Source organism: Aeromonas sp. R7-4 (assembly GCF_040908055.1).
GTDB lineage: Bacteria > Pseudomonadota > Gammaproteobacteria > Enterobacterales > Aeromonadaceae > Aeromonas > Aeromonas sanarellii.
In genome coordinates this window covers 67,643-86,727 of sequence record NZ_JBFODA010000026.1, presented here as the reverse complement: position 1 = coordinate 86,727, position 19,085 = coordinate 67,643, and the positions used below count along the sequence as shown (strand labels likewise).

Genomic DNA, 19,085 nt, shown 5'->3' with positions numbered 1-19,085 from the left:
GTGTTGACGCAGTCCCACCGAGGGCTGGTGCTCAGCGTCTGCTCCGGAGGGGCGCTTTCATCTGGCTTGCGACTGTGTGGCGGCGTCTCAGGCCGTTGCCATTGCGGGGCTATCTCGTGGTGGGAGCCGCCGAGGTGGCCCCTGAACCTTTGTCCCTACACTCGCCCGGCACAGGATTGCCAGGGCTCAGGTTCTACCGCTCTCTCAAGTTATCTCGGACCAATCCCTCGAGAAACTTAGAAAACCTGCTCGTCGTCCGCATCCACGAACAGTTGCAGGCAGTCGCGGGCCTCGTCCCGGTGCAGCCGCAGGTGGATGGGATTGCAGCAGGCCATGCAATCCTCGTAGAACTCCTGATCCCCCTGGCTGGCATCCAGCTCGACTCGGGTGTGATGACCACAGTGGGGGCAGACGATGCGCTTGCTGGTGTACTCGATCATGGTGACCTCCTCGGGCCCTTGGGCCGCCTTTCTCCCCTGATTCTAGTTGGGTCGCGCGGCCTTGACCGCGAGCAAGCGCACGTTTATGACCCTGATCAAGGGAGAGGCGAGGTCACCCACGGATGAGGTCGACGGCTCAGGCACCAGGGTGCCGTTTTGGGGCTCACCCGACCCAGCTGGCCAGCATCTCGGCGTCCAGCTCGGCAAGGGAGCGCAGTTCGTGGTTGGCGATGGCCAGGCGGGGATCGCCGACCAGGGCCGGGTCCGGCACGATCAGCGCCGTCATGGAGGCGGCCTTGGCGGCCAGCAGCCCGGTGAAGCTGTCCTCGATGGCGAGACAGTGCACCGGGTCCACCCCCAGCTTCTCGGCGGCGTGTATGTAGACATCCGGGTGGGGCTTGCCAAAGCGCTCCACCTCGGCGGAGTGCACTGCCAGGAAGCGATCCTGGATGCCCAGCTTGCCGAGGACGGTGTCCACCATGGCGAAGGGGGAGGAGGTGGCAAGCCCGATCTTGAGGCCCTGCGCCTCGATGAGGTCGAGGGCCTCCAGCACGCCGGCCTTGGGCTCGCCTTCCGCCAGAATGAGGGTGATCACCTGATCCAGGATGCGCTGTACTACCTCTTCCTGGCTGGGACCGCTCCAGGGGCGCAGTCGATACCAGTGGGCCACCAGCTGATCGATGCGCACCCCTATGGTGGAGTTGCAGTCCTCTTCCGTGTGGGGGTGACCCAACTCGGAGAACACGGCCATCTGGGCCCGTTGCCAAAAGGGTTCCGAGTCGATCAGAACGCCATCCATATCGAAGATCACGGCAGCTAACATCTTGTACTCCTGACAGAGGTGAAGGGGGGATTATACGGCAGGCGCCTCAATGGAAAAGGGGCAGTCGCCTGCCCCTTGCGCCAGATCATGCCGACAAGCGTTTGTGTTGTGCGCCGATGCAACGGGATCAGAAGAGGACCTCGACCCGGGCGGCAACCGCCTTGGCCTGTTCCACCGCTTCAGTGCAATCCTGGCCGCGGGCCAGGGCTACCCCGAGGCGACGGCGACCGGCGATCTCCGGTTTGCCGAACAGGCGCAGCTGGGCACCCGGCACCAGAGCCAGCGCCTCGCCGACACCCTGATAGCGGATGTCCTGGCTGTGGCCGTCCCGCAGTACAACGGCGGAGGCGCTTGGCCCGAACGTGGTGATGGTGCCGATGGGCAACCCCAGGATGGCGCGCACGTGCAGGGCGAACTCGGAGAGATCCTGGGAGATCAGGGTCACCATGCCGGTGTCGTGGGGGCGGGGGGAGACTTCGCTGAACCACACCTCGTCACCCCTGATGAAGAGCTCGACCCCGAACAGACCGTAGCCGCCAAGGGCTTCGACCACCTTGGCCGCCACCTCCTTGGCGCGAGCCAGGGCCAGCTCGCTCATCGCCTGGGGCTGCCAGGATTCGCGGTAGTCGCCATCCTCCTGACGATGGCCGATGGGATCGCAGAAGTGGATGCCGTCCACGGCGCGCACCGTGAGCAGGGTGATCTCGTACTCGAAGGGCACGAAGCCTTCGACGATCACCTTACCGCGACCGGCGCGGCCCCCCTCCTGGGCATAGGTCCAGCTCTCGTCCAGTTTGGCGAGATCGCGCAGCAGGCTCTGGCCCTTGCCGGACGAGCTCATCACAGGCTTCACCACACAGGGCAGGCCGATAGCCTCGACGGCGGCGACAAACTCCTCCTTGCTCTGGGCGAAGCGGTAGGTGGAGGTGGGCAGTCCCAGGGTTTCGGCGGCGAGGCGGCGGATCCCCTCCCGGTTCATGGTGAGCTGGGTGGCGCGGGCGTTCGGCACCACCCTGACCCCTTCCTGCTCGAGGGCGGCCAGGGTGTCGGTGGCGATGGCTTCAATCTCGGGGATGATGAGGTCGGGCTTGACCTCGGCCACCAGGACGCGCAGGGCAGCGCCGTCCAGCATGTCCAGCACGCGGGCCTGGTGCGCCACCTGCATGGCGGGGGCGTTGGGGTAGCGGTCGGCAGCGATCACCTCGATGCCGAGGCGCTGCAGCTCGATGGCGACTTCCTTGCCGAGTTCGCCTGAGCCGAGCAGCAGGGCACGGGTGGCGCCGGGGCGGGTGGCGGTTCCAAACATGTGATCTCTCCTGAGGTCGAGGGTCAGAGGGGCTGACCCGGGTGAGCAAAAAAAGAGGCACGCATGGCGTGCCTCAGGAAACGGATCTGTGGGCGCGCTGCTCCAGATGGGTCAGCAGCGTGATGGCCCCGATGATGATGGCGGCCCCCAGCCACAATCGGCCGGGGGGCGCCCAACCAAACACCAGCCAGCCGGCCAGCACGTTCATGGGCAGCTTGGCAAAGTCGAAGGGTTGCACGAAGGAGGCCTCGGCCACGCTGTAGGCGCGGGCGATGGACATCTGGGCCAGGGCCGACAGCATGCCGGAGGCGGCCACCAGCAGCCACTGGGTCTCGCTTGGCCACTGCCAGTCGGGGAGCGCCAGCATGGCGTTGAACGGGGTACTGAAGATGAGCAGGTAGACGACTATGGTGTGGGACGACTCGCTCGCCGCCTGATAACGCACCAGCAGGGAGTAACCGGCCCAGAAGAGGGCGGCCGCCACCGGCAGCAGCGAGGCCCAGCTGAAGTCGTCGGTCCAGGGGGCCAGGATCAGCATGGCGCCGGCGAAGCCTGCCAGGGTCGCCAGGATCCGGGCCCGGCTCACCTGCTCCTTGAGCAGCAGGGCGGAGCCGAGCGTGGCAAACAGGGGCGAGGTCATCAGCAGCGCGATTCCCTGCCAGATGGGGACGGGCACCGCCAGCGCCCAGAGCCAGAACTGGATGCCGACCACGGCCAGGGCGACCCGCAGCAGGTGCAGCCGCAGCTGGTTCGTCATCAGGGACTGACGCAGGCCGTGACGGATGAGCCAGGGCAGCAGGCAGACCAGGGCGATCAGGTACTGATGGAAGGCGACCTGGGTAGAGGGGAGGCCGAGCTGGAAGCTGACATACTGGCTCAGGCTGTTGACGGCGGCGAAGCAGAGGCCTGCCACCATCATCCAGACGGCGCCGGCAAAGGGGGAGTGCCTGCGGGAGGTGGTCATGGGATCCGGGTCACTTACAAAAAGTGCGGCGGATCATAACGGCAATCGTTTGTTCTGCCAAGGGCAGGGAGTTCGCTGAGTACCTCTGTTGGCCTGAGGGAGTCGAATCATCAAATTTTTTGAATAACTTGAGCATCTATTTTCGCTATCAGGCTTGAATCTCAATCTTTATAGTGACCTCCATCGACAGCCTGGCTGTTCAATTGACAATCAAATGGAGTTTCACCATGGCCAATATCCTCGTACTCAAGTCCAGCATCCTGGGCCAATATTCCCAATCCAACGCGCTGATCGACGGCTACCTGGCCGATCGCCAGGGTGACACCATCAAGGTGCGCGATCTGGCGACCCTGAACCTGCCGGTGCTGGACGGCGAGCTGGCCATGGGCCTGCGTGGCGGCGAGAACCTGAACGAGCGTCAGCAAGCGGTGCTGGCCCAGTCCGACGAGCTGGTCGCCGAGCTCAAGGCGAGCGACCTGGTGATCATCGCGGCCCCCATGTACAACTTCAACATCCCGACCCAGCTGAAGAACTGGATCGATCTGGTGGCCCGTGCCGGCGTGACCTTCCGCTACACCGAGACCGGCCCGGTGGGCCTGGTGGAGAACACCCGCGCTCTGGTGGTCAGCCCCCGTGGCGGCATGCACGTGGGCAACGCCACCGACCTGGTGACCCCCTACATGCGCACCGTGCTGGGCTTCATCGGCATCAAGGACGTGGACTTCATCTATGCCGAGGGCATGGGCATGGGGCCGGAGGCGCAAGCCAAGGGGATCGAGCAGGCCAAGGAGCAGCTGGAAACCCTGGCCTACTGATGTCCCTCGGGGTCACCCCAAGGATGTGAAAAAAACAACGCAGCCCAAGGGCTGCGTTGTTTTTTTGCGAGGTATCGCAGGCGAGTCACTCCCGCAGGAAGTGGCGGCAGCCGCTGCCGACCATCAGGCAGACCGCCACCAGGGACCCCAGCAGCAGGGTGGTGAGCCACTGTTCGGCACTGTCAGGCAATTGGGGGGAGAAGAGGCTGATCATCAGCAGGGCGCTGAGGGTGATCAGGCTGGTGGAACGGGTCAGGCGCATCATGGGTCATCCTTGGCTGCTGGGCTGAACGAGAGGCTAACCTCGGTCTGTGACAGCAAGATGTATCCGTACGCCTTGCCACTGGCCACTGACCGGGTAGCCATCACCATAGCAGTTTTTGTCGCCGTCGCCAGCGGCATGGGCCGGGTTGTGATCCGGATCCCTATCTGAACTGCCTCTGTGCGGGCAGATAGTGGAAATCACCGGTGGCGAGGCGGGCCACCAGGGCCGCCTTGTCGAGATCCTGGGACTGGCAGAGATCGTCCAGATCATCGTAGTGATCACGCAACTGCATGTTGACCAGGCTCAGCAGCATGTTGACGTCCATGGTGGCAAACTGGGTCAGCTTCATGACTGTTGCTCCTTGTCCAGCAGGTGGAGCTGCTCGATGGCGTCGCTGACGCTCTGCAGGTGGAAGCGGATGCTCTGACGCGCCTCCTCCGGCAGATAGTCGGTGAGGGTATGCTGCCAGCTGCCCGCCTCGGTCTTGAGCTGCTGGAACAGGGTGAGCCCCGCCGGGGTGAAGGAGACCAGGCTGATGCGCTTGTCCTGCACGCTGTTCTCGGTGAACAGTATGCCCTTCTCCACCAGGCGGTGGATCTCGCGGGAGATCCGCACCTTGTCCATGCCGCTCGCCTCCACCAGCTCCTTCTGGCTGATGGGGTAGTGGGGACCGAGCACCATCATCAGGCGCCACTGGGGGACCGTCAGCTGGTAACGCTGCTGATAAAACTGTTCAAAGGTATCGCGCACCATCTCAGCGGCGTGCACCAGCTGATAGGGAGGGTAATGCGCGAGCAGCTCTATGATCTTCGACATATGACATCCTGCTGTGGCGGCTGCATCGAGTGCAGTTTCTCTTGATACTTTGACCTTGATGATACGTAACACAGGGGCATTTGTCCGACCAGGCACCAGAAAAATGTGCGTTTGCGCACGTGTTGCATCATCAAGGGGACAAATAGGGTCTCAACTGACCTCTTTGCTGACCCCTTTACGCAGCCAGATCAAGGCATTATGAGCAAGCCAGGCCTCACGGCTCTGCAAGGCATAGAGTGCGGCCTCGTCCCGGCTGCCCGGCTGCCAGTGCGGGGGATCCTGCCTGGGGAGCTTGCGCTGGCCCAGCAGGCAGGCGGGCACATGGGGGTTTGCGCCAAGGGCGGCGGCCAGATGCGGACGGGCCGCCTCTGGCCCCTCGCAGACAAAGCTCATCAGCGCCCTGTTGTAGAGCAGCCAGCAGGAGGCCTCGTCGAAGCGCACCAGCAGCGCCTTGAGGGCGTCCCACTCCCCTTGCCGGGCATAGAGGCTGGAGAGAGGATGGCGGCAACCCGGCTCGTCGGCGAGGCAGAGCGCGAGCAGGGCAAGGTATTCGTCCCTGGCCTGAGCCAGCTGTCCCAGGCGCAGCAGGCAGTCGGCCCGCCCCGCCCTGGCCGCGATCAGGGGCCGGGCCTCGGGGGCCTGCCAGCCATGGCCTGCGTGCTGCCGCCAGAACGCCTCGTCGAACAGGGGGGTGGCATCGGCCACGATGCGGTCGAACCAGCCAAGGCGGGCGAGGGGGTCGCGGCTCTGGGCCGCCTGCTCGAACCACTGCTGCCACTGGCGGGTCTGGTCGTTCTCGGGGAGCTCTGGCTCCTCGGGCCTGGCCTCGTAGTGTTCAAGGCCGAGCAGGAGGTTCAGGGCCGTCTTCATCTGCTGGCGCTGGCGCTTGCAAAAATCGAGGAAGGGCAGCTCGCTGGCCGCAGCCTGGTGCAGCATCATGGCTATGGGCTTGTCGCGAAACAGGCAGAGCTCGGCGACTAGGCTGAAGCGCTGGCGGGTGGCCGGATCGTTCAGGTCCGTCGGGGTGGGCCAGCAGGCGACCCCCTGGCTGAAGCCGTAGCTCCACTGGCCCAGAGGATGGCTCTTGTCAAACACCTGCTCCGGGTTGTCGGTGGCGAGGCGACACTGGCTGGGCAGGGTGAGCTGTGCCGCGTCGGCCTGGGCCTCCAGCTCGGCGATCAGCTGGTGCAGCGCCTCGGCACTCTTCTCGTCCAGCTCGGCCTCATGGTGCAGCAGACCGGCCAGCGGATCCCGCCAGTCGGGGGCGGTCGGCCCCGTCAGGCGGGCGCAGAGAAAGCCGTGCAGGGCCGGATAACTCATGTCCTGCCGGCTGTGGGCCTGGATCCACTGATTGAGATGACGGGTACGAGTGGCTGGGTTCATCGACGCTTCCTCCGGATTTGACGGCCGCGAAGTCTACCTAAAAGTGGGGTTATTTGCAGTAAAGGGGCGACCGAATGCTGCTAATATCGCCATTCTGGGCGCCAGGGGACGGGAAAATAGTCCGCGTCCAGAGGGCAGGGGACTAGGTCCAGCCCCCGCTCTGGGGTAACATGCGCGCCTGCATGAGAAATAAGCCCCGTCTTCTTTACGTCGGACGACGGCGGCGATGCGCCTCCATTTACGGGCCGGCAAAACGGGCCCATCCGGATATTGAAAGAAGAGATCACCATGTTACAGATTGGCAAGATGAACACCCTCACCGTCGTTGAGCTCGAGGATCGCGGCGCCTGGCTGGCTGCGGGGGAATATGGCGAGCTACTGCTGCCCAGGCGCCAGCTGCCGGAAGGCGTCGCCGAAGGGGGTGAGGTGTCCGTCTTCCTCTATCTGGACGCCGATTGCGAGCCGGTGATCACCACCGACAAGCCCTTCGCCATGGTGGGGGACATCGTCGGCCTCAAGGTGGTCAACGCCAACAAGATCGGGGCCTTCCTCGACTGGGGCATGAAGAAGGATCTGTTCGTGCCGAGCCGCGAGCAGAACAAGCCGATGCAGGTGGGTCACGTCTATCTGGTGCACCTGATGCTGGACAACGAGGGGCGCATGGTGGGCACCAGCCGCCTGGAGCGCTTCCTGCGCAGCGATCCCCCCTTCAAGGCCGGCGACGAGGTGACGGCCCTGCCGGGGGAACACACCCCCCTCGGCATCAAGGCCGTGGTCAACGGCCAGTACGCCGGCATGCTGTTCAGGAACGAGGTGTTCGGCCGGGTGATGACGGGTCGGCCGCTGACCGCCTGGGTCAAGCAGGTGCGTGAGGATGGCAAGCTGGATCTGGCCCTGCAAAAACCCGGGCTGGCCCGCATGGACGACGCCGGGGAGCGCATCCTGACCCGGTTGCAAAAGCAGGGGGGGAGTCTGGCGGTGGGGGACAAGAGCGACCCCGAGCTCATCTACAAGATGTTCAACATGAGCAAGGGCACCTTCAAGAAGGCGATCGGCGGGCTCTACAAGCAGGGCAGGATCGTCATCGAAGACAACAGCATCAGCCTCACCGGGGCGAATGCGGCCGGGGACGGCGAATAAGGTGCCGAGCCCCTGCATAGGCCAGTGCCAGGCCAGGGATGGGCTCTGCCTCGGCTGCGGTCGCACCCTGACCGAGATAGGCCAGTGGTCCGCCATGGACAGCGAGGCCCAGCTGGCGCGCATGGCGGAGCTGGACGGGACCATCAGCACCCATGTCTGCCCGGGTTGCGGCGAGCCGGCGTTTTGCGCCGTCTCTGCCGGTGAGCCCATCGAGCGCTGCTGGTGCAGCCAGTTGCCGGCTCTGCCCATGAGCGATGCCGGTGCCTGCTGGTGCCGGCGCTGCCTGGCCAAGGCCGTCGCGGCACGGCCCTGAACCGGTGAATCGCAAAAACGAAAAAGGCGCCAGGGGCGCCTTTCTTATGCCTGTTGCTGGCGGTGCCAGCGAACGTGCACCTCGTGTTCACTCTGATCCCGGGGCAGCAGGAAGATGGCGTAGATCACCTCGAACTCCTCCTGGTGATCCAGCAAGCCGACCCAGACCTCGGCCCAACGCGCCATGTCGACCGGCTCGCCGAGTTCGGTCGACCAGTCCGCATTGGGCAGGGTCGCCTCGACGGCGCCACGCTGCTCGAACTCGAGGGTAATGTCGACGATTTGTTCGGGGGCCAGCATGTCGGCGGCCTGCTCCAGAAACTGATCATAGGCCCACTCGACCAGCTGATCCGGGCTACGTTGTTCCATGAAATCACTCCAGATACGTCCAGGTTCACCACTTTAGCAATTATTGGGGGTGGCAGCTAGCCTGGGGGCGGTGACGCCGTGCTGTCAAATGGCGGGATCAGGGGATAAGGTTAACAGAGCCGCCGCGCGGGCGGCATGACGAGGCGTGCAGGCAGCATGAAGCGACGACACTACAGGCGACGGATCACGCGGCGACGGGAGACCTGGTGGTGGCACTATCTGCCGTTGCACCGGGAAACCGTCGGCGGTCATCTTGGCCCTGCGCCCGATGCCGCCGACCCGCCTAGCCCGCCTCGTGGACCCGGTTCAGGGTGATCTGGCCGAGCTGGCCCATCTGGCGGCGGATCCAGGCCGAGCGCTTTTGCACATAGGGCGAGGGGGGCTTGACCCGGTAGCGCCAGGGGTTGGGCAGGGCGGCGGCCAGCAGGGAGGCCTCGTAGCGGGTCAGCCGCGCCGCCGGCTTGCCGAAGTAGTGCCTGGCGGCGGCCTCGGCGCCATAGATGCCGGGCCCGAACTCCACGATGTTCAGATACACCTCGAGGATGCGGGACTTGTCCCAGCCCAGCTCCATCAGCAGGGTGAACCAGGCCTCGATCCCCTTGCGCAGGAAGCTGCGATCGCTCCACATGAAGAGGTTCTTCGCCGTCTGCTGGCTGAGGGTGCTGGCGCCGCGCACCCGCCGGCTCTGCTGGTTGTGCCTGAGGGCGGAGCTGATGGCATCCATGTCGAAGCCGTTGTGCTCGGCAAAGCGCTGATCCTCGGCGGCGATGACCGCCAGCTGCAGCTCGCGGGAGATCTGCTCAAGCGGCACCCAGTCGTGCTTCACCTCGGCCACCTTGGCCGGCGGGAACAGCGCCCGTTCGAGGCGCCAGGTCCACATGGGGGGATCGATGAAGCGCAGCAATGCCACCGAGACTATGGTGCTGAGGAAGGCGGCCAGCAACAGCTTGCCGAGCCAGCCCAGCAGGCGCCGCCACCCCGTCGCCCTCACGGGCTCGGGCTCTGCGTCCCAGTCATAGTGACCGGGATCATCGGGGTCCGGAATTATTGGGGCAGCCATTCGATGTGGCAGAACTTCTCGTCGACGCGGCGGGAGAGCAGCATGCGGGCGAACAGGTGTTCGTACTCTTCCTGTTCGTTGCCAAGGCCGATCCAGACCTCGATATAGTCGGCATCACTGACTTCGAAGCCCACGTCCGCCGCCCAGTCGTCGGCGGGATCGGTTTCCGCCAGCAGGCCGCGGTCGTTGAACTCCTGGTTGAAACGGGCGATCTCCTGCTCGGGCAGGTTGTCGGAGGCCAGCTCCATGAAGAGCGCGAGGGCGGTGTCGAGCAGTTCCTCGACGCTGTGCATTTCGTCGTGCAAAGACATAAGTTCGGTGTTCCAGATGATGGGGAGGGGCGCCGTCGGCAGGCCCTCGTGGTGCGCGGTATTCTAGCCGCCCCCGTCGCCCTTGGCGAGATGTGCCGGCACCAATAAAAAACCGGATCCTGGCAAAGGATCCGGTCTTCATTGGGGGAAAGGGTCGCGCATGGGGCGTCAGCTCATCCCTTCTTGTCGTCGGCGAAGGTGATGTTGAGCTCCAGCACCGACAGCTCGTCGCTCTTCTTGTCGAGCTGGACCGTGATCTTGTCAGGGTCTATCTCCACGTATTTGCGGATCACGTCGAGGATGTCCTGCTTGAGCTGGGGCAGGTAATCCGGCCCCCCTCTGGATGAGCGCTCGTGGGCGACGATGATCTGCAACCGCTCTTTGGCCAGTTGTGCGGTGTTCTGTTTCTTGTTGGAACGAAAATAATCCAATAATGACATGTTTAACTCCCGAACAGTCGGCTAAAGAAGCCCTTCTTCTCTTCTTCCAGAAAACGAAAATCCTTGGTGTCACCCAGCAGGCGCGCGACGGCGTCCTCATAGGCTTGGCCGGCATCGGACTCCTTGTCCAGGATCACCGGCTCGCCGGAGTTGGAGGCGCGCAGCACCGCCTGGGACTCCGGGATCACCCCGAGCAGTTTGATGGCCAGGATCTCCTGCACGTCCTGCACGCTCAGCATGTCGCCACGGTTGACGCGGGTCGGGCAGTAGCGGGTCAGCAGCAGGTGCTCCTTGATGGGATCCTCGCCACGCTCGGCTCGGCGGGACTTGGAGGCCAGGATGCCGAGGATGCGATCGGAATCGCGCACGGAAGAGACTTCCGGGTTGGTGGTGACGATGGCCTCGTCGGCGAAGTAGAGCGCCATCAGGGCGCCAGACTCGATGCCGGCGGGGGAGTCGCAGACGATGTAGTCGAACTTCATCTCTGCCAGCTGATCCAGGATCTTCTCGACCCCGTCACGGGTCAGGGCGTCCTTGTCCCGGGTCTGGGAGGCGGGCAGGATGAACAGATTTTCGCAGCGCTTGTCCTTGATGAGGGCCTGGTTGAGGTTGGCTTCCCCGTTGATGACGTTGACGAAGTCATACACCACGCGGCGCTCGCAGCCCATGATGAGATCCAGGTTTCTCAGGCCAATGTCAAAATCGATGACCACTGTCTTGTGGCCACGCTGGGCTAAACCGGTACTCAGGGCCGCGCTGGTTGTGGTCTTGCCAACGCCACCTTTGCCCGATGTAACGACTATGATTCGCGCCATTCTCGCTTCCTTGTAACTCTATTTGATTCGGTCTATACGAAGTTGTTCGTTGTCCAGCCGGATATGGACTGGCTCTTGGATCAGGCCTGCCGGCAATGCATCGCTGAGCTGGAAAGTGCCCGCGATGGAGAGCAGCTCGGCCTGCAATTGCTGGCAATAAATGCGGGCCTGGGGATTGCCCTTGGCCCCCGCGATGGCACGGCCACGCAGGGCGCCATAAACATGGATGCTGTCGTCGGCGATGACCTCGGCGCCCGGGCTCACCGAGCCCAGTACCACCAGGGAGGTGCCGGCGGCATAGATCTGCTGGCCGGAGCGCACCGGCCCGACGTGGACCTTGCTCGCCTCCAGGGGGGCCTGAACGGGGGCGACTGGTGTTGCCTCAGGTTCGGGGGGCGGTGCGGGTGCCACGGGCTCGGCCTTGCGGCTCTTGCCCGAGACCAGCACCGCGAGACCGGCCGCCTTGGCCGCCGTCTTCATCGCCTCGTCGCGGGTCCCTGTGATGCCGACCAGCACGAAATCCTCCGACTCGACCAGCTCCTTGAGCTGTTCGAAATCCGGGATCTCGGTGAGGCGTTCCACATTGAGGACGAGGGGGGCACAATTAAAAAACTGGGGGGCCTGCGCGACCTTGGCCTCCAGCAGTTGTCGGATCCGGGCCGGATTGCCATCGCTGAGATGCAACACAGAAATAGTGAAGGTGGTCCCTTTCAATTCGTTATCGCGTTCAACCATGAATCTTCCCCGAACCGAGACGGCAATACGTTATTGTTATTCAATTCCTGATGTTATAGTTTGCCACCACCAGAGGCAATAAACCCGTCGGATTATATCAAGTTCCATGTTGTGTGCAGTCTATAAAAGTCGCAAAAAAGCCGAGACCTATCTCTTTATTGAAAGAAGAGAGGACTTTTCCCGGGTGCCAGAGGCACTGATGAGTACCTTCGGGCGTCCCGAGCTGGTCCTGATGACCAAACTGGACCCGGCCAAACCCCTGGGGCTGGCCTCGACCGAGCGGGTGATGGCCGCCCTGAAGAGTCAGGGCTTCTACCTGCAGGTACCGCCCCCGCCGGAAAACCTGCTGGAGCAGCACAAGGCGCAATTGAAGGCCTCATCCTGATGCGGGGTCTGCTGGCGCTGCTATTGCTCGGCGGTTTGTTGAGCGCGCCACTGCAGGCCAGCCCCGACTTCGCACGCTATGTCGAGGGCCTCAAACAGGAGGCGGTGGCAGTCGGGATCCCGGCCGCCACCGTGCAGGCCGCCTTTGCCGATGTCCGCCTCATCGAGGCAGCGATCCGGCACGATAAAAACCAGCCGGAATTCAAATTGACGCTGGACACATATATTCCCCGCGCGGTGCCGGAATGGAAAGTCAAGCAAGCCAACGCCTTATATCGCCAGCATTTGCCGCTGCTCACAAAAATAGGCCGTGAATATGGGGTGCAACCCCGTTTTATTGTCGCCCTGTGGGGAATTGAAACCAATTTCGGCAAATTGACCGGTAATTTCCCGCTGATCTCCTCCCTGGCGACCCTGGCCTGGGACGGGCGACGGGAAGCCTTCTTCAAGGATCAACTGTTCGATGCCCTTCGCATCCTGGAGCAGGGGCATGTGAGCCCGGCGGCCTTCAAGGGATCCTGGGCGGGGGCCATGGGGCAGGTGCAGTTCATGCCCTCCTCCTTCCTCGCATACGCGGTGGATCAGGACGGGGATGGCAGGAAGGATCTGTGGGGAAATCTCGCGGATGTCTTTGGATCCGCTGCCAATTATCTGCACCGGAACGGCTGGCGCGAGGACGAGACCTGGGGTCGGCGGGTGAGGGTGCCCGGCGATCTCGATCCTGCCCTGCTGGGGCTTGAGACCCGCAAGCCGCTCTCGGCCTGGCAGGCCCTCGGGGTGCGTCGGCTGGATGGCTCGCCGCTGCCGAAGGCCGACATGCAGGCCTCCCTCATCCGCCCCGACGATATTCACGGGCGCAGCTACCTCGCCTACGACAATTACCGGGTGCTGCGTCACTGGAACCGCTCCCCCTATTTCGTGGTGGCCGTCGGCACCCTGGCCGATCGCATCGGGGAATAGTCGCCTCTTGCTCCCTCACTGACCCACCCCTCATGGCCACCCGCATCGGGTCGCTTGTCGCCTGTTTTTTTCTCTTTGCTTCTCTATCAAACTCGCCTTAATCAAGGGCTTTGCTCAGCAAGCCCGGGAAATAACGACCAAAAAAAGCGGGAATATATCCCGCTCTCTTCATGTCATCGCAATCCGGATTTAGTCACAGGCAACCTGCATCACCTTGATGGCCAGGCCACCGCGGGAAGTCTCGCGGTACTTGGAGTCCATGTCCTTGCCGGTGATGTACATGGTCTCGATCACCTTGTCGAGGGACACCCGCGGCTTGGAGGTGCGGCGCAGGGCCATGCGGGAGGCGTTGACGGCCTTCATGGCGGCGATGGCGTTGCGTTCGATGCAGGGTACCTGTACCTGGCCGGCGACCGGGTCGCAGGTCAGCCCCAGGTTGTGCTCCATGCCGATCTCGGCCGCTTCGCAGACGTGCTCCGGGCTGCCGCCCATCAGTTCGGTCAGACCGGCGGCGGCCATGGAGCAGGAGACGCCGACCTCGCCCTGGCAGCCCACTTCGGCGCCGGAGATGGAGGCGTTCATCTTGTAGAGCATGCCGACGGCGGCGGCGGCCAGATAGAAGCGGGTGTACTCGTCACGGCCCACCGGCTGGATGAACTTGTCATAGTAGGCCAGCACGGCCGGGATGATGCCGGCGGCGCCGTTGGTCGGCGCGGTGACGACGCGGCCACCGGCGGCGTTCTCCTCGCTCACCGCCAGGGCGAACATGTTGACCCAGTCCACGATGTTCATGGGATCGTTGGAGAGGTTCTCGTTGGTGGTCAGCTGGCGATAGAGCGGTGCGGCACGGCGCGGTACCCGCAGCGGGCCGGAGAGCACGCCCTCGGTACGGCAGCCGCGCTCGATCCCTTCACGCATGGTGGTCCAGATCTTGCCGAGCTTCTTGTAGATCTCTTCCGGGGTGTTGAAGCACTTCTCGTTCTCCATCATCAGGGCGGAGATGGAGAGGCCGCTCTGGCCGCAATGGGCGAGCAGCTCGGCCGCGCTCTTGAACGGGTAGCTGACGGCCATGTCGCCGCTGTCACCCTTGCCGAAGTTCTCTTCGTCGACGATGAAGCCGCCACCGATGGAGTAGTAGGTCTTGCTGTAGATGGCCTCGTCTTCGATGAAGGCGGTCAGCTTCATGCCGTTCTCGTGCAGGGGCAGGGCCTCGTCATGGAACACCATGGCCCCCTTCGGGAAGCTGACGGTGTGGCAGTGCAGGCCGATCGGCAGACGCCCGGTCTGCTCGACCCGGGAGATGAACTCGGGAATGGCATCGATGTCGACGTTTTCCGGCAGGTTGCCCGCCAGGCCCATGATGATGGCGGTATCCGTGTGGTGGCCCTTGCCGGTCCAGGAGAGGGAGCCGTAGACATCGACCTGGATCCGGGTGATGTCACGGATCTTGCCGCCAGCACGCAGTTCATCCACGAACTGTTTGGCAGCCTTCATGGGGCCGACAGTGTGGGAAGAGGAGGGGCCAACACCGATTTTGAAGATATCAAAAACGCTGATCATGTAACAATTACCTCAGGGTAGAAGGGGGCGCCATGCCCGCTCGCAGAAAGGGGATCCATGGGACGGGTCTGTCGTCACAAAGGCCAGGGAACCGGATAACCACAGTGTAACGGCTCTATGCCTAAAAAAAGTTGAAACAGATCTATTTTTGTTGAATTCGCGGCGCGAGTATAAAATTTATTTTGATGGTTATCCATTTTGTTAAGCGCCGTGCAAACGTTTTGCAAAAAAATACCCGGCAAGGCCGGGTAGTTGAGTGTCGTATGTGGCTGGTTTACGGCGCATTAACATTCGGTGATGTTGACGGCGAGGCCGCCACGGGCGGTTTCCTTGTATTTGGTCTTCATGTCGTTGCCGGTCTCCCACATGGTTCTGATCACCTTGTCCAGGGACACCTTGTGTTCGCCGGTGCCACGCAGGGCGAGCCGGGCGGCATTGATCGCCTTGACCGCCCCCATGGCGTTGCGCTCGATGCAGGGCACCTGCACCAGGCCGCCGATGGGATCGCACGTCAAACCTAAGTTGTGCTCCATGCCGATCTCGGCGGCATTTTCGACGATGGCCGGACTGGCCCCCAGCAGCTCGGCCAGGGCGCCGGCGGCCATGGAGCAGGCGACGCCCACCTCGCCCTGGCAGCCCACCTCCGCCCCCGACAGGGAGGCGTTCTTCTTGTAGAGGATGCCGATGGCGGCGGCGGTGAGGAAGTATTGCATCAGCAGATCGTCATCCACCTTGCGCACGAAGCGATCATAGTAGTGCAGCACGGCGGGGATGATGCCGGCGGCGCCGTTGGTGGGGGCCGTCACCACCCGGCCGCCGGCGGCGTTCTCCTCGTTGACGGCCAGGGCAAACAGGTCCACCCACTCCATCACCATCAGGGGATCCTTGTTGAAGCTGGTCTCGCCACAGAGCTGGCGATAGAGGGCGGGGGCCCGGCGCTTCACCTTGAGGCCGCCGGGCAGCACCCCCTCGCTCCTGCAACCGCGCTCGACACAGCTCTGCATCGCCTGCCAGATCTTGCGCAGGCCCGCCTTTATCTCCGCCTCGCTGCGAAACACCTTCTCGTTGGCCAGCATCAGCCCCGAGATGGAGAGGCCGCTCTCCTGACACTGGGCCAGCAGCTCGGCACCGCTCTCGAACGGGTAGGGGATGGGGTGGGCGGCATCGAAGCGGGCGGCCTCTTCCCTGGCATTGGCGAAGTGGCTCTCCTCGATGATGAAGCCGCCGCCGATGGAGTAGTAGGTCTGCTCGAAGATCAGGGTCTCGCCGTCGAAGGCACGCAACGTCATGCCGTTGGAGTGGGCGGGCAGGGTCTTGCGCCGGTTGAAGAGGATGGCGCCGACCCGGGGAAACTGGCTCGGCTGTTCCCCCCCGAGGCGCAGGCTCTGGCTGTGCTCCACCTGGTCGAGGAAGGCGGGAATGGCTTCGATATCCACGGACTCGGGTTCAAAACCCGCCAGCCCCAGGATGATGGCCTTGCCGGTGCCGTGGCCCTTGCCGGTCTGACCCAGTGAGCCGTAACACTCGGTGACGACGCGCCCGGTACGGGAGAGGAGTGCGTTCTGCTTGAGGGAGTGGACGAAAGCGAAGGCGGCCCGCATCGGCCCCACGGTATGGGAGGAGGAGGGGCCTATCCCGATGGAAAACAGGTCGAAGACACTGATCATGACGTACTCCAATTATGGATTTCGTCTAAACATTGTAAATTTTTTGTAGTCGTTGAAAAGGGGGGAAAGGGCGGGGTGTGATGGCGGTGCGAAAATGGGGTCAGGGTGAAGAGCGCCATGAGAGCCGGTCCGGCATCCCACGGCGCCCGTGACGCCATCAGTCGAGGAACTCGCACAGATAGGCGGTGGCGATCTTCACTTCCAGCTTGAACGAGGAGTGACCGGCCACGTCGAAGGACTCGCCCTGATGGTAGGTGTGCCACTCATCCTCGTCGGCCAGCTGGATGGTGAGGGCGCCCTTGATCACCGTCATGCGTTCCGGGGCGGCGGTGTTGAACAGGTACTCACCCGCTTCCATCACACCGACCGTGGCCTTCTCGCCTTTTTGCTCGAAACCGATAGATTTAACATTTCCGTCAAAATACTCGTTAACTTTCAGCATCTTTTCTTCCCTGTATGCACGTTTGCAAGGCCAACGTAGCACACTGTTTTGGTCTTTGTCATGGTGAAATAGGTGAAAACCGATGAGGTTCCTATGAGGCCCCGTTTTTTCGGAGATATGAAAAATTCGATCCGTTCAGGAATCGGGATGTTAAACGGCATGCAAATATGAGATAAAGCGCACCGCCAGAGCAATGGAGAGGATTTGACGCTCTGGGTGGTCATTTACGCTGCAAAAGTGTGAGTAATTGCAAAATAAAGGAACATTCTGTGTTAACGAAAGGATTAATCAAAAATATCGGCTTCCAGGTCGTGGTTGCCATGGTGCTGGGTGCGCTGGCGGGGGCGCTCATGGGAGAGCAGGCCACGGTGTTTGCGCCGCTCGGCACCCTGTTTATCCAGTTGATCAAGATGCTGGTGATCCCGCTGGTGGCGGTCGCCATCCTGTCCGGTGCCGCCAACCTGGGCGCGAGCCCCGCCGCGGGCAAGATAGGGGTGACCACGCTCGCCTTCTTCCTCATTACCTCAGCCCTCGCGGTGTTCCTGGCCCTGGTGATGGGGCAGATCTTCAAGCCCGGCGTCGGCGTGGACTTCGGCTCCACCGCGGCCATGTTCTCCGGTGACTACGCCGACAAGGGCGAACTGCCTGATGCGATCGCCACCCTGCTCGGCATGATCCCGACCAACGTGTTCAGCGCCCTGAACGAGGCGAACATCCTGCAGATCCTGGTGTTCTGCATGTTCCTCGGCATCGCCCTGGCCAAGCAGCCCCGCGAGCGCGCCAAGCCGCTGGTGGACGGGCTCAACACCCTGGTGGACGCCTTCGTCTGGATGATAAACAAGGTGATGCTGATTGCCCCCATCGGGGTATTCGGCCTGATGGCCGACGCCATCGGCACCTATGGCTTCGACGTGCTGACCCTGGTGCTCAAGCTGTTCGTGGTCTATGTTGCCGCCATCCTGATCTTCGGCTTCGTGGTCTATCCGCTGCTCATCGCGTTCTTCTCCAACACGCCGGTACGCAAGTACTTCTCGGCGATGAAGAAGCCGCAGATCGTGGCCTTCTCCACCGCCTCGTCCATGGCGACCCTGCCGGTCAACATGGAGACCTGCGAGCGCGATCTGAAGGTGACCAACGCCACCGCGTCCTTCGTGCTGCCGCTCGGCGCCACCATCAACATGAGCGGCAACGCCATCTATTACGGCCTGGTCGCCATCTTCTTCGCCCAAGTCTACAACATCGATCTCTCCATGGGAGCCTGGGCGGCGATCATCGTCACCTCCACCCTGGGTGCCATCGGTCAGGCCGGCGTGCCGGGCCCGAGCTTCCTGGTGGTCGCCGTGTTGCTGGCCGCCGGGATCCCCATCGAGGGTCTGCCGCTGCTGTTCGCGCTGGATCGCCTGTTCGACATGATCCGGACCGCGCTGAACATCACCGGCGATGCTGCCTGCGCCATCATCGTCGATCGCTACAGCCCGGATTACGATCCGGATCGCTGGAGCAAGGAGGCCTGATACCGGGCAAGGCGTGATAAACAGAAGAGGGAGGCCAAGTGCCTCCCTCTTCTTTTCCCCGTGTTCTCCGTCAGCCCGGGCGAACGCCCCGAGTTCAGGCGCCCAGCTGGGCCAGGGCCTGTCGGCAGCGCTGCTCGGCCGCCTCCAGCTCCAGCAGCACCATCTGAATGTCTTCGAGCTGCTGCTGCAGCGTCTCCCGCTTGTCGGCCACCAGTCCCAGCATGGTCTGCAACTGGGAACGGCTGCTCTTGTCCGCGTCGTAGAGATCGAACAGCTCGCGAATGTCCGCCAGGCTGAAGCCCAGCCGCTTGCCGCGCAGGGTCAGCTTGAGGCGTACCCTGTCCTGACGGCTGTAGATCCGGGTCTGCCCCTGGCGGGTCGGGTTCAGCAACCCCTGATCCTCGTAGAAGCGGATGCTGCGGGTGGTCACATCGAACTCGCGGGCCAGTTCGCTGATGCTGAAGGTACGGCTCTCATCCTTGGATTTGGTCATAGGGCTGTCTTGGCTGTCATCTGATTGTCAATGCAGGCTGGCACCTTACCCAAACGTCAACTTCCCCGCAA

At 63.0% G+C, this 19,085-nt stretch carries 24 protein-coding genes; 6 read left to right on the top strand and 18 right to left on the bottom strand.

Going from position 1 to position 19,085, the window contains the following annotated elements:
• Positions 1–236: 236 nt before the first annotated feature.
• The 4 genes from AB5Y72_RS05275 to AB5Y72_RS05260 form a co-directional block, all read right to left on the bottom strand.
• Entirely contained in the window at positions 237–440 is a 204-nt protein-coding gene (locus tag AB5Y72_RS05275) for a CPXCG motif-containing cysteine-rich protein (RefSeq protein ID WP_042075710.1), read from the bottom strand.
• Between the two features lie 163 nt (positions 441–603).
• Positions 604–1,263 carry a hexitol phosphatase HxpB gene (gene hxpB / locus AB5Y72_RS05270; protein WP_368198657.1) on the bottom strand — a complete coding sequence of 220 codons (660 nt, stop codon included), beginning with the start codon at positions 1,261–1,263 and terminating at the stop codon, positions 604–606.
• A gap of 127 nt (positions 1,264–1,390) precedes the next feature.
• Positions 1,391–2,569 (bottom strand): formate-dependent phosphoribosylglycinamide formyltransferase, encoded by a 1,179-nt coding sequence (gene purT, locus AB5Y72_RS05265; protein ID WP_368198656.1) that lies wholly within the window; start codon positions 2,567–2,569, stop codon positions 1,391–1,393.
• A gap of 73 nt (positions 2,570–2,642) precedes the next feature.
• The gene (locus AB5Y72_RS05260) at positions 2,643–3,533 is read right to left on the bottom strand and encodes a DMT family transporter (protein ID WP_368198655.1); all 891 of its coding nucleotides are present in this window, start codon (positions 3,531–3,533) and stop codon (positions 2,643–2,645) included.
• A 227-nt stretch (positions 3,534–3,760) separates the two neighbouring features.
• Here AB5Y72_RS05260 and AB5Y72_RS05255 point away from each other — a divergent pair, with 227 nt between their 5' ends.
• Positions 3,761–4,348: an FMN-dependent NADH-azoreductase gene (locus tag AB5Y72_RS05255; protein WP_042075699.1), complete on the top strand. Its 588-nt coding sequence runs from the start codon at positions 3,761–3,763 to the stop codon at positions 4,346–4,348.
• Positions 4,349–4,433: 85 nt separating this feature from the next.
• On the opposite strand, the gene AB5Y72_RS05250 is transcribed toward AB5Y72_RS05255, so the two are convergent.
• The 4 genes from AB5Y72_RS05250 to AB5Y72_RS05235 all read right to left on the bottom strand — a co-directional run bounded on the left by AB5Y72_RS05250 (position 4,434) and on the right by AB5Y72_RS05235 (position 6,812).
• Complete coding sequence (locus AB5Y72_RS05250) at positions 4,434–4,613, bottom strand: hypothetical protein (protein WP_042075698.1); 180 nt, start codon at positions 4,611–4,613, stop codon at positions 4,434–4,436.
• 160 nt (positions 4,614–4,773) lie between these two features.
• The gene (locus AB5Y72_RS05245) at positions 4,774–4,962 is read right to left on the bottom strand and encodes a DUF4250 domain-containing protein (RefSeq protein WP_042075696.1); all 189 of its coding nucleotides are present in this window, start codon (positions 4,960–4,962) and stop codon (positions 4,774–4,776) included.
• Positions 4,959–5,429 (bottom strand): MarR family winged helix-turn-helix transcriptional regulator, encoded by a 471-nt coding sequence (locus AB5Y72_RS05240; protein ID WP_042075694.1) that lies wholly within the window; start codon positions 5,427–5,429, stop codon positions 4,959–4,961. Before AB5Y72_RS05240 ends, AB5Y72_RS05245 begins: the two co-directional genes overlap by 4 nt.
• Positions 5,430–5,579: 150 nt before the next feature.
• Positions 5,580–6,812 carry a UPF0149 family protein gene (locus AB5Y72_RS05235; RefSeq protein WP_368198654.1) on the bottom strand — a complete coding sequence of 411 codons (1,233 nt, stop codon included), beginning with the start codon at positions 6,810–6,812 and terminating at the stop codon, positions 5,580–5,582.
• Positions 6,813–7,082: 270 nt separating this feature from the next.
• Between AB5Y72_RS05235 and AB5Y72_RS05230 the strand changes: the two genes are divergently transcribed.
• The gene (locus AB5Y72_RS05230; protein WP_042075691.1) at positions 7,083–7,952 is read left to right on the top strand and encodes a S1 RNA-binding domain-containing protein; all 870 of its coding nucleotides are present in this window, start codon (positions 7,083–7,085) and stop codon (positions 7,950–7,952) included.
• Between the two features lies 1 nt (position 7,953).
• Entirely contained in the window at positions 7,954–8,265 is a 312-nt protein-coding gene (locus AB5Y72_RS05225) for a DUF1289 domain-containing protein (protein WP_042075689.1), read from the top strand.
• 44 nt (positions 8,266–8,309) lie between these two features.
• Here the strand turns inward: AB5Y72_RS05225 and AB5Y72_RS05220 are convergent, their stop codons facing one another.
• From AB5Y72_RS05220 to minC, 6 genes are all read right to left on the bottom strand, one after another.
• Positions 8,310–8,633, bottom strand: a complete 324-nt coding sequence (locus AB5Y72_RS05220) for an HI1450 family dsDNA-mimic protein (protein ID WP_042075688.1) — start codon at positions 8,631–8,633, stop codon at positions 8,310–8,312.
• 283 nt (positions 8,634–8,916) lie between these two features.
• On the bottom strand, positions 8,917–9,693 hold the full coding sequence (gene mtgA, locus AB5Y72_RS05215) for a monofunctional biosynthetic peptidoglycan transglycosylase (RefSeq protein WP_216990206.1): 777 nt from the start codon (positions 9,691–9,693) through the stop codon (positions 8,917–8,919).
• Complete coding sequence (locus AB5Y72_RS05210; protein ID WP_042075684.1) at positions 9,678–10,004, bottom strand: HI1450 family dsDNA-mimic protein; 327 nt, start codon at positions 10,002–10,004, stop codon at positions 9,678–9,680. Before AB5Y72_RS05210 ends, mtgA begins: the two co-directional genes overlap by 16 nt.
• Positions 10,005–10,177: 173 nt before the next feature.
• A complete protein-coding gene (gene minE, locus AB5Y72_RS05205) occupies positions 10,178–10,444 on the bottom strand; it encodes a cell division topological specificity factor MinE (RefSeq protein WP_042075683.1) in 267 nt (88 codons plus the stop codon).
• Between the two features lie 2 nt (positions 10,445–10,446).
• On the bottom strand, positions 10,447–11,259 hold the full coding sequence (gene minD, locus AB5Y72_RS05200; protein WP_042075682.1) for a septum site-determining protein MinD: 813 nt from the start codon (positions 11,257–11,259) through the stop codon (positions 10,447–10,449).
• An 18-nt stretch (positions 11,260–11,277) separates the two neighbouring features.
• Positions 11,278–11,994, bottom strand: a complete 717-nt coding sequence (gene minC, locus AB5Y72_RS05195; protein ID WP_216990207.1) for a septum site-determining protein MinC — start codon at positions 11,992–11,994, stop codon at positions 11,278–11,280.
• A gap of 106 nt (positions 11,995–12,100) precedes the next feature.
• Here minC and AB5Y72_RS05190 point away from each other — a divergent pair, with 106 nt between their 5' ends.
• Both AB5Y72_RS05190 and AB5Y72_RS05185 read left to right on the top strand, forming a co-directional pair.
• Positions 12,101–12,379 carry a YcgL domain-containing protein gene (locus tag AB5Y72_RS05190; RefSeq protein WP_042075678.1) on the top strand — a complete coding sequence of 93 codons (279 nt, stop codon included), beginning with the start codon at positions 12,101–12,103 and terminating at the stop codon, positions 12,377–12,379.
• On the top strand, positions 12,379–13,338 hold the full coding sequence (locus tag AB5Y72_RS05185; RefSeq protein WP_042075677.1) for a lytic transglycosylase domain-containing protein: 960 nt from the start codon (positions 12,379–12,381) through the stop codon (positions 13,336–13,338). Before AB5Y72_RS05190 ends, AB5Y72_RS05185 begins: the two co-directional genes overlap by 1 nt.
• Before the next feature lie 189 nt (positions 13,339–13,527).
• On the opposite strand, the gene AB5Y72_RS05180 is transcribed toward AB5Y72_RS05185, so the two are convergent.
• From AB5Y72_RS05180 to AB5Y72_RS05170, 3 genes are all read right to left on the bottom strand, one after another.
• Positions 13,528–14,898 carry an L-serine ammonia-lyase gene (locus tag AB5Y72_RS05180; RefSeq protein ID WP_042075674.1) on the bottom strand — a complete coding sequence of 457 codons (1,371 nt, stop codon included), beginning with the start codon at positions 14,896–14,898 and terminating at the stop codon, positions 13,528–13,530.
• A 284-nt stretch (positions 14,899–15,182) separates the two neighbouring features.
• On the bottom strand, positions 15,183–16,565 hold the full coding sequence (locus AB5Y72_RS05175; RefSeq protein ID WP_325782334.1) for an L-serine ammonia-lyase: 1,383 nt from the start codon (positions 16,563–16,565) through the stop codon (positions 15,183–15,185).
• A gap of 157 nt (positions 16,566–16,722) precedes the next feature.
• A complete protein-coding gene (locus tag AB5Y72_RS05170) occupies positions 16,723–17,007 on the bottom strand; it encodes a pyrimidine/purine nucleoside phosphorylase (RefSeq protein WP_042075670.1) in 285 nt (94 codons plus the stop codon).
• Positions 17,008–17,276: 269 nt separating this feature from the next.
• Here AB5Y72_RS05170 and AB5Y72_RS05165 point away from each other — a divergent pair, with 269 nt between their 5' ends.
• Positions 17,277–18,521, top strand: a complete 1,245-nt coding sequence (locus tag AB5Y72_RS05165; RefSeq protein WP_042075668.1) for a dicarboxylate/amino acid:cation symporter — start codon at positions 17,277–17,279, stop codon at positions 18,519–18,521.
• 94 nt (positions 18,522–18,615) lie between these two features.
• Here the strand turns inward: AB5Y72_RS05165 and AB5Y72_RS05160 are convergent, their stop codons facing one another.
• Entirely contained in the window at positions 18,616–19,014 is a 399-nt protein-coding gene (locus tag AB5Y72_RS05160) for a MerR family DNA-binding transcriptional regulator (RefSeq protein WP_042075666.1), read from the bottom strand.
• Positions 19,015–19,085: the final 71 nt, after the last annotated feature.

What these genes read in the sequence shown, in the direction of transcription:
- AB5Y72_RS05185 (WP_042075677.1), top strand. Translation starts at nt 12,379, where the DNA reads ATGCGGGGTCTGCTGGCGCTGCTATTGCTCGGCGGTTTGTTGAGCGCG.
- minC (WP_216990207.1), bottom strand. Translation starts at nt 11,994, where the DNA reads ATGGTTGAACGCGATAACGAATTGAAAGGGACCACCTTCACTATTTCT.
- AB5Y72_RS05235 (WP_368198654.1), bottom strand. Translation starts at nt 6,812, where the DNA reads ATGAACCCAGCCACTCGTACCCGTCATCTCAATCAGTGGATCCAGGCC.
- AB5Y72_RS05260 (WP_368198655.1), bottom strand. Translation starts at nt 3,533, where the DNA reads ATGACCACCTCCCGCAGGCACTCCCCCTTTGCCGGCGCCGTCTGGATG.
- AB5Y72_RS05160 (WP_042075666.1), bottom strand. Translation starts at nt 19,014, where the DNA reads ATGACCAAATCCAAGGATGAGAGCCGTACCTTCAGCATCAGCGAACTG.
- minE (WP_042075683.1), bottom strand. Translation starts at nt 10,444, where the DNA reads ATGTCATTATTGGATTATTTTCGTTCCAACAAGAAACAGAACACCGCA.
- AB5Y72_RS05180 (WP_042075674.1), bottom strand. Translation starts at nt 14,898, where the DNA reads ATGATCAGCGTTTTTGATATCTTCAAAATCGGTGTTGGCCCCTCCTCT.
- hxpB (WP_368198657.1), bottom strand. Translation starts at nt 1,263, where the DNA reads ATGTTAGCTGCCGTGATCTTCGATATGGATGGCGTTCTGATCGACTCG.
- mtgA (WP_216990206.1), bottom strand. Translation starts at nt 9,693, where the DNA reads ATGGCTGCCCCAATAATTCCGGACCCCGATGATCCCGGTCACTATGAC.
- AB5Y72_RS05190 (WP_042075678.1), top strand. Translation starts at nt 12,101, where the DNA reads ATGTTGTGTGCAGTCTATAAAAGTCGCAAAAAAGCCGAGACCTATCTC.
- AB5Y72_RS05175 (WP_325782334.1), bottom strand. Translation starts at nt 16,565, where the DNA reads ATGATCAGTGTCTTCGACCTGTTTTCCATCGGGATAGGCCCCTCCTCC.
- AB5Y72_RS05220 (WP_042075688.1), bottom strand. Translation starts at nt 8,633, where the DNA reads ATGGAACAACGTAGCCCGGATCAGCTGGTCGAGTGGGCCTATGATCAG.
- AB5Y72_RS05250 (WP_042075698.1), bottom strand. Translation starts at nt 4,613, where the DNA reads ATGATGCGCCTGACCCGTTCCACCAGCCTGATCACCCTCAGCGCCCTG.
- minD (WP_042075682.1), bottom strand. Translation starts at nt 11,259, where the DNA reads ATGGCGCGAATCATAGTCGTTACATCGGGCAAAGGTGGCGTTGGCAAG.
- AB5Y72_RS05170 (WP_042075670.1), bottom strand. Translation starts at nt 17,007, where the DNA reads ATGCTGAAAGTTAACGAGTATTTTGACGGAAATGTTAAATCTATCGGT.
- purT (WP_368198656.1), bottom strand. Translation starts at nt 2,569, where the DNA reads ATGTTTGGAACCGCCACCCGCCCCGGCGCCACCCGTGCCCTGCTGCTC.
- AB5Y72_RS05245 (WP_042075696.1), bottom strand. Translation starts at nt 4,962, where the DNA reads ATGAAGCTGACCCAGTTTGCCACCATGGACGTCAACATGCTGCTGAGC.
- AB5Y72_RS05210 (WP_042075684.1), bottom strand. Translation starts at nt 10,004, where the DNA reads ATGTCTTTGCACGACGAAATGCACAGCGTCGAGGAACTGCTCGACACC.
- AB5Y72_RS05255 (WP_042075699.1), top strand. Translation starts at nt 3,761, where the DNA reads ATGGCCAATATCCTCGTACTCAAGTCCAGCATCCTGGGCCAATATTCC.
- AB5Y72_RS05240 (WP_042075694.1), bottom strand. Translation starts at nt 5,429, where the DNA reads ATGTCGAAGATCATAGAGCTGCTCGCGCATTACCCTCCCTATCAGCTG.
- AB5Y72_RS05275 (WP_042075710.1), bottom strand. Translation starts at nt 440, where the DNA reads ATGATCGAGTACACCAGCAAGCGCATCGTCTGCCCCCACTGTGGTCAT.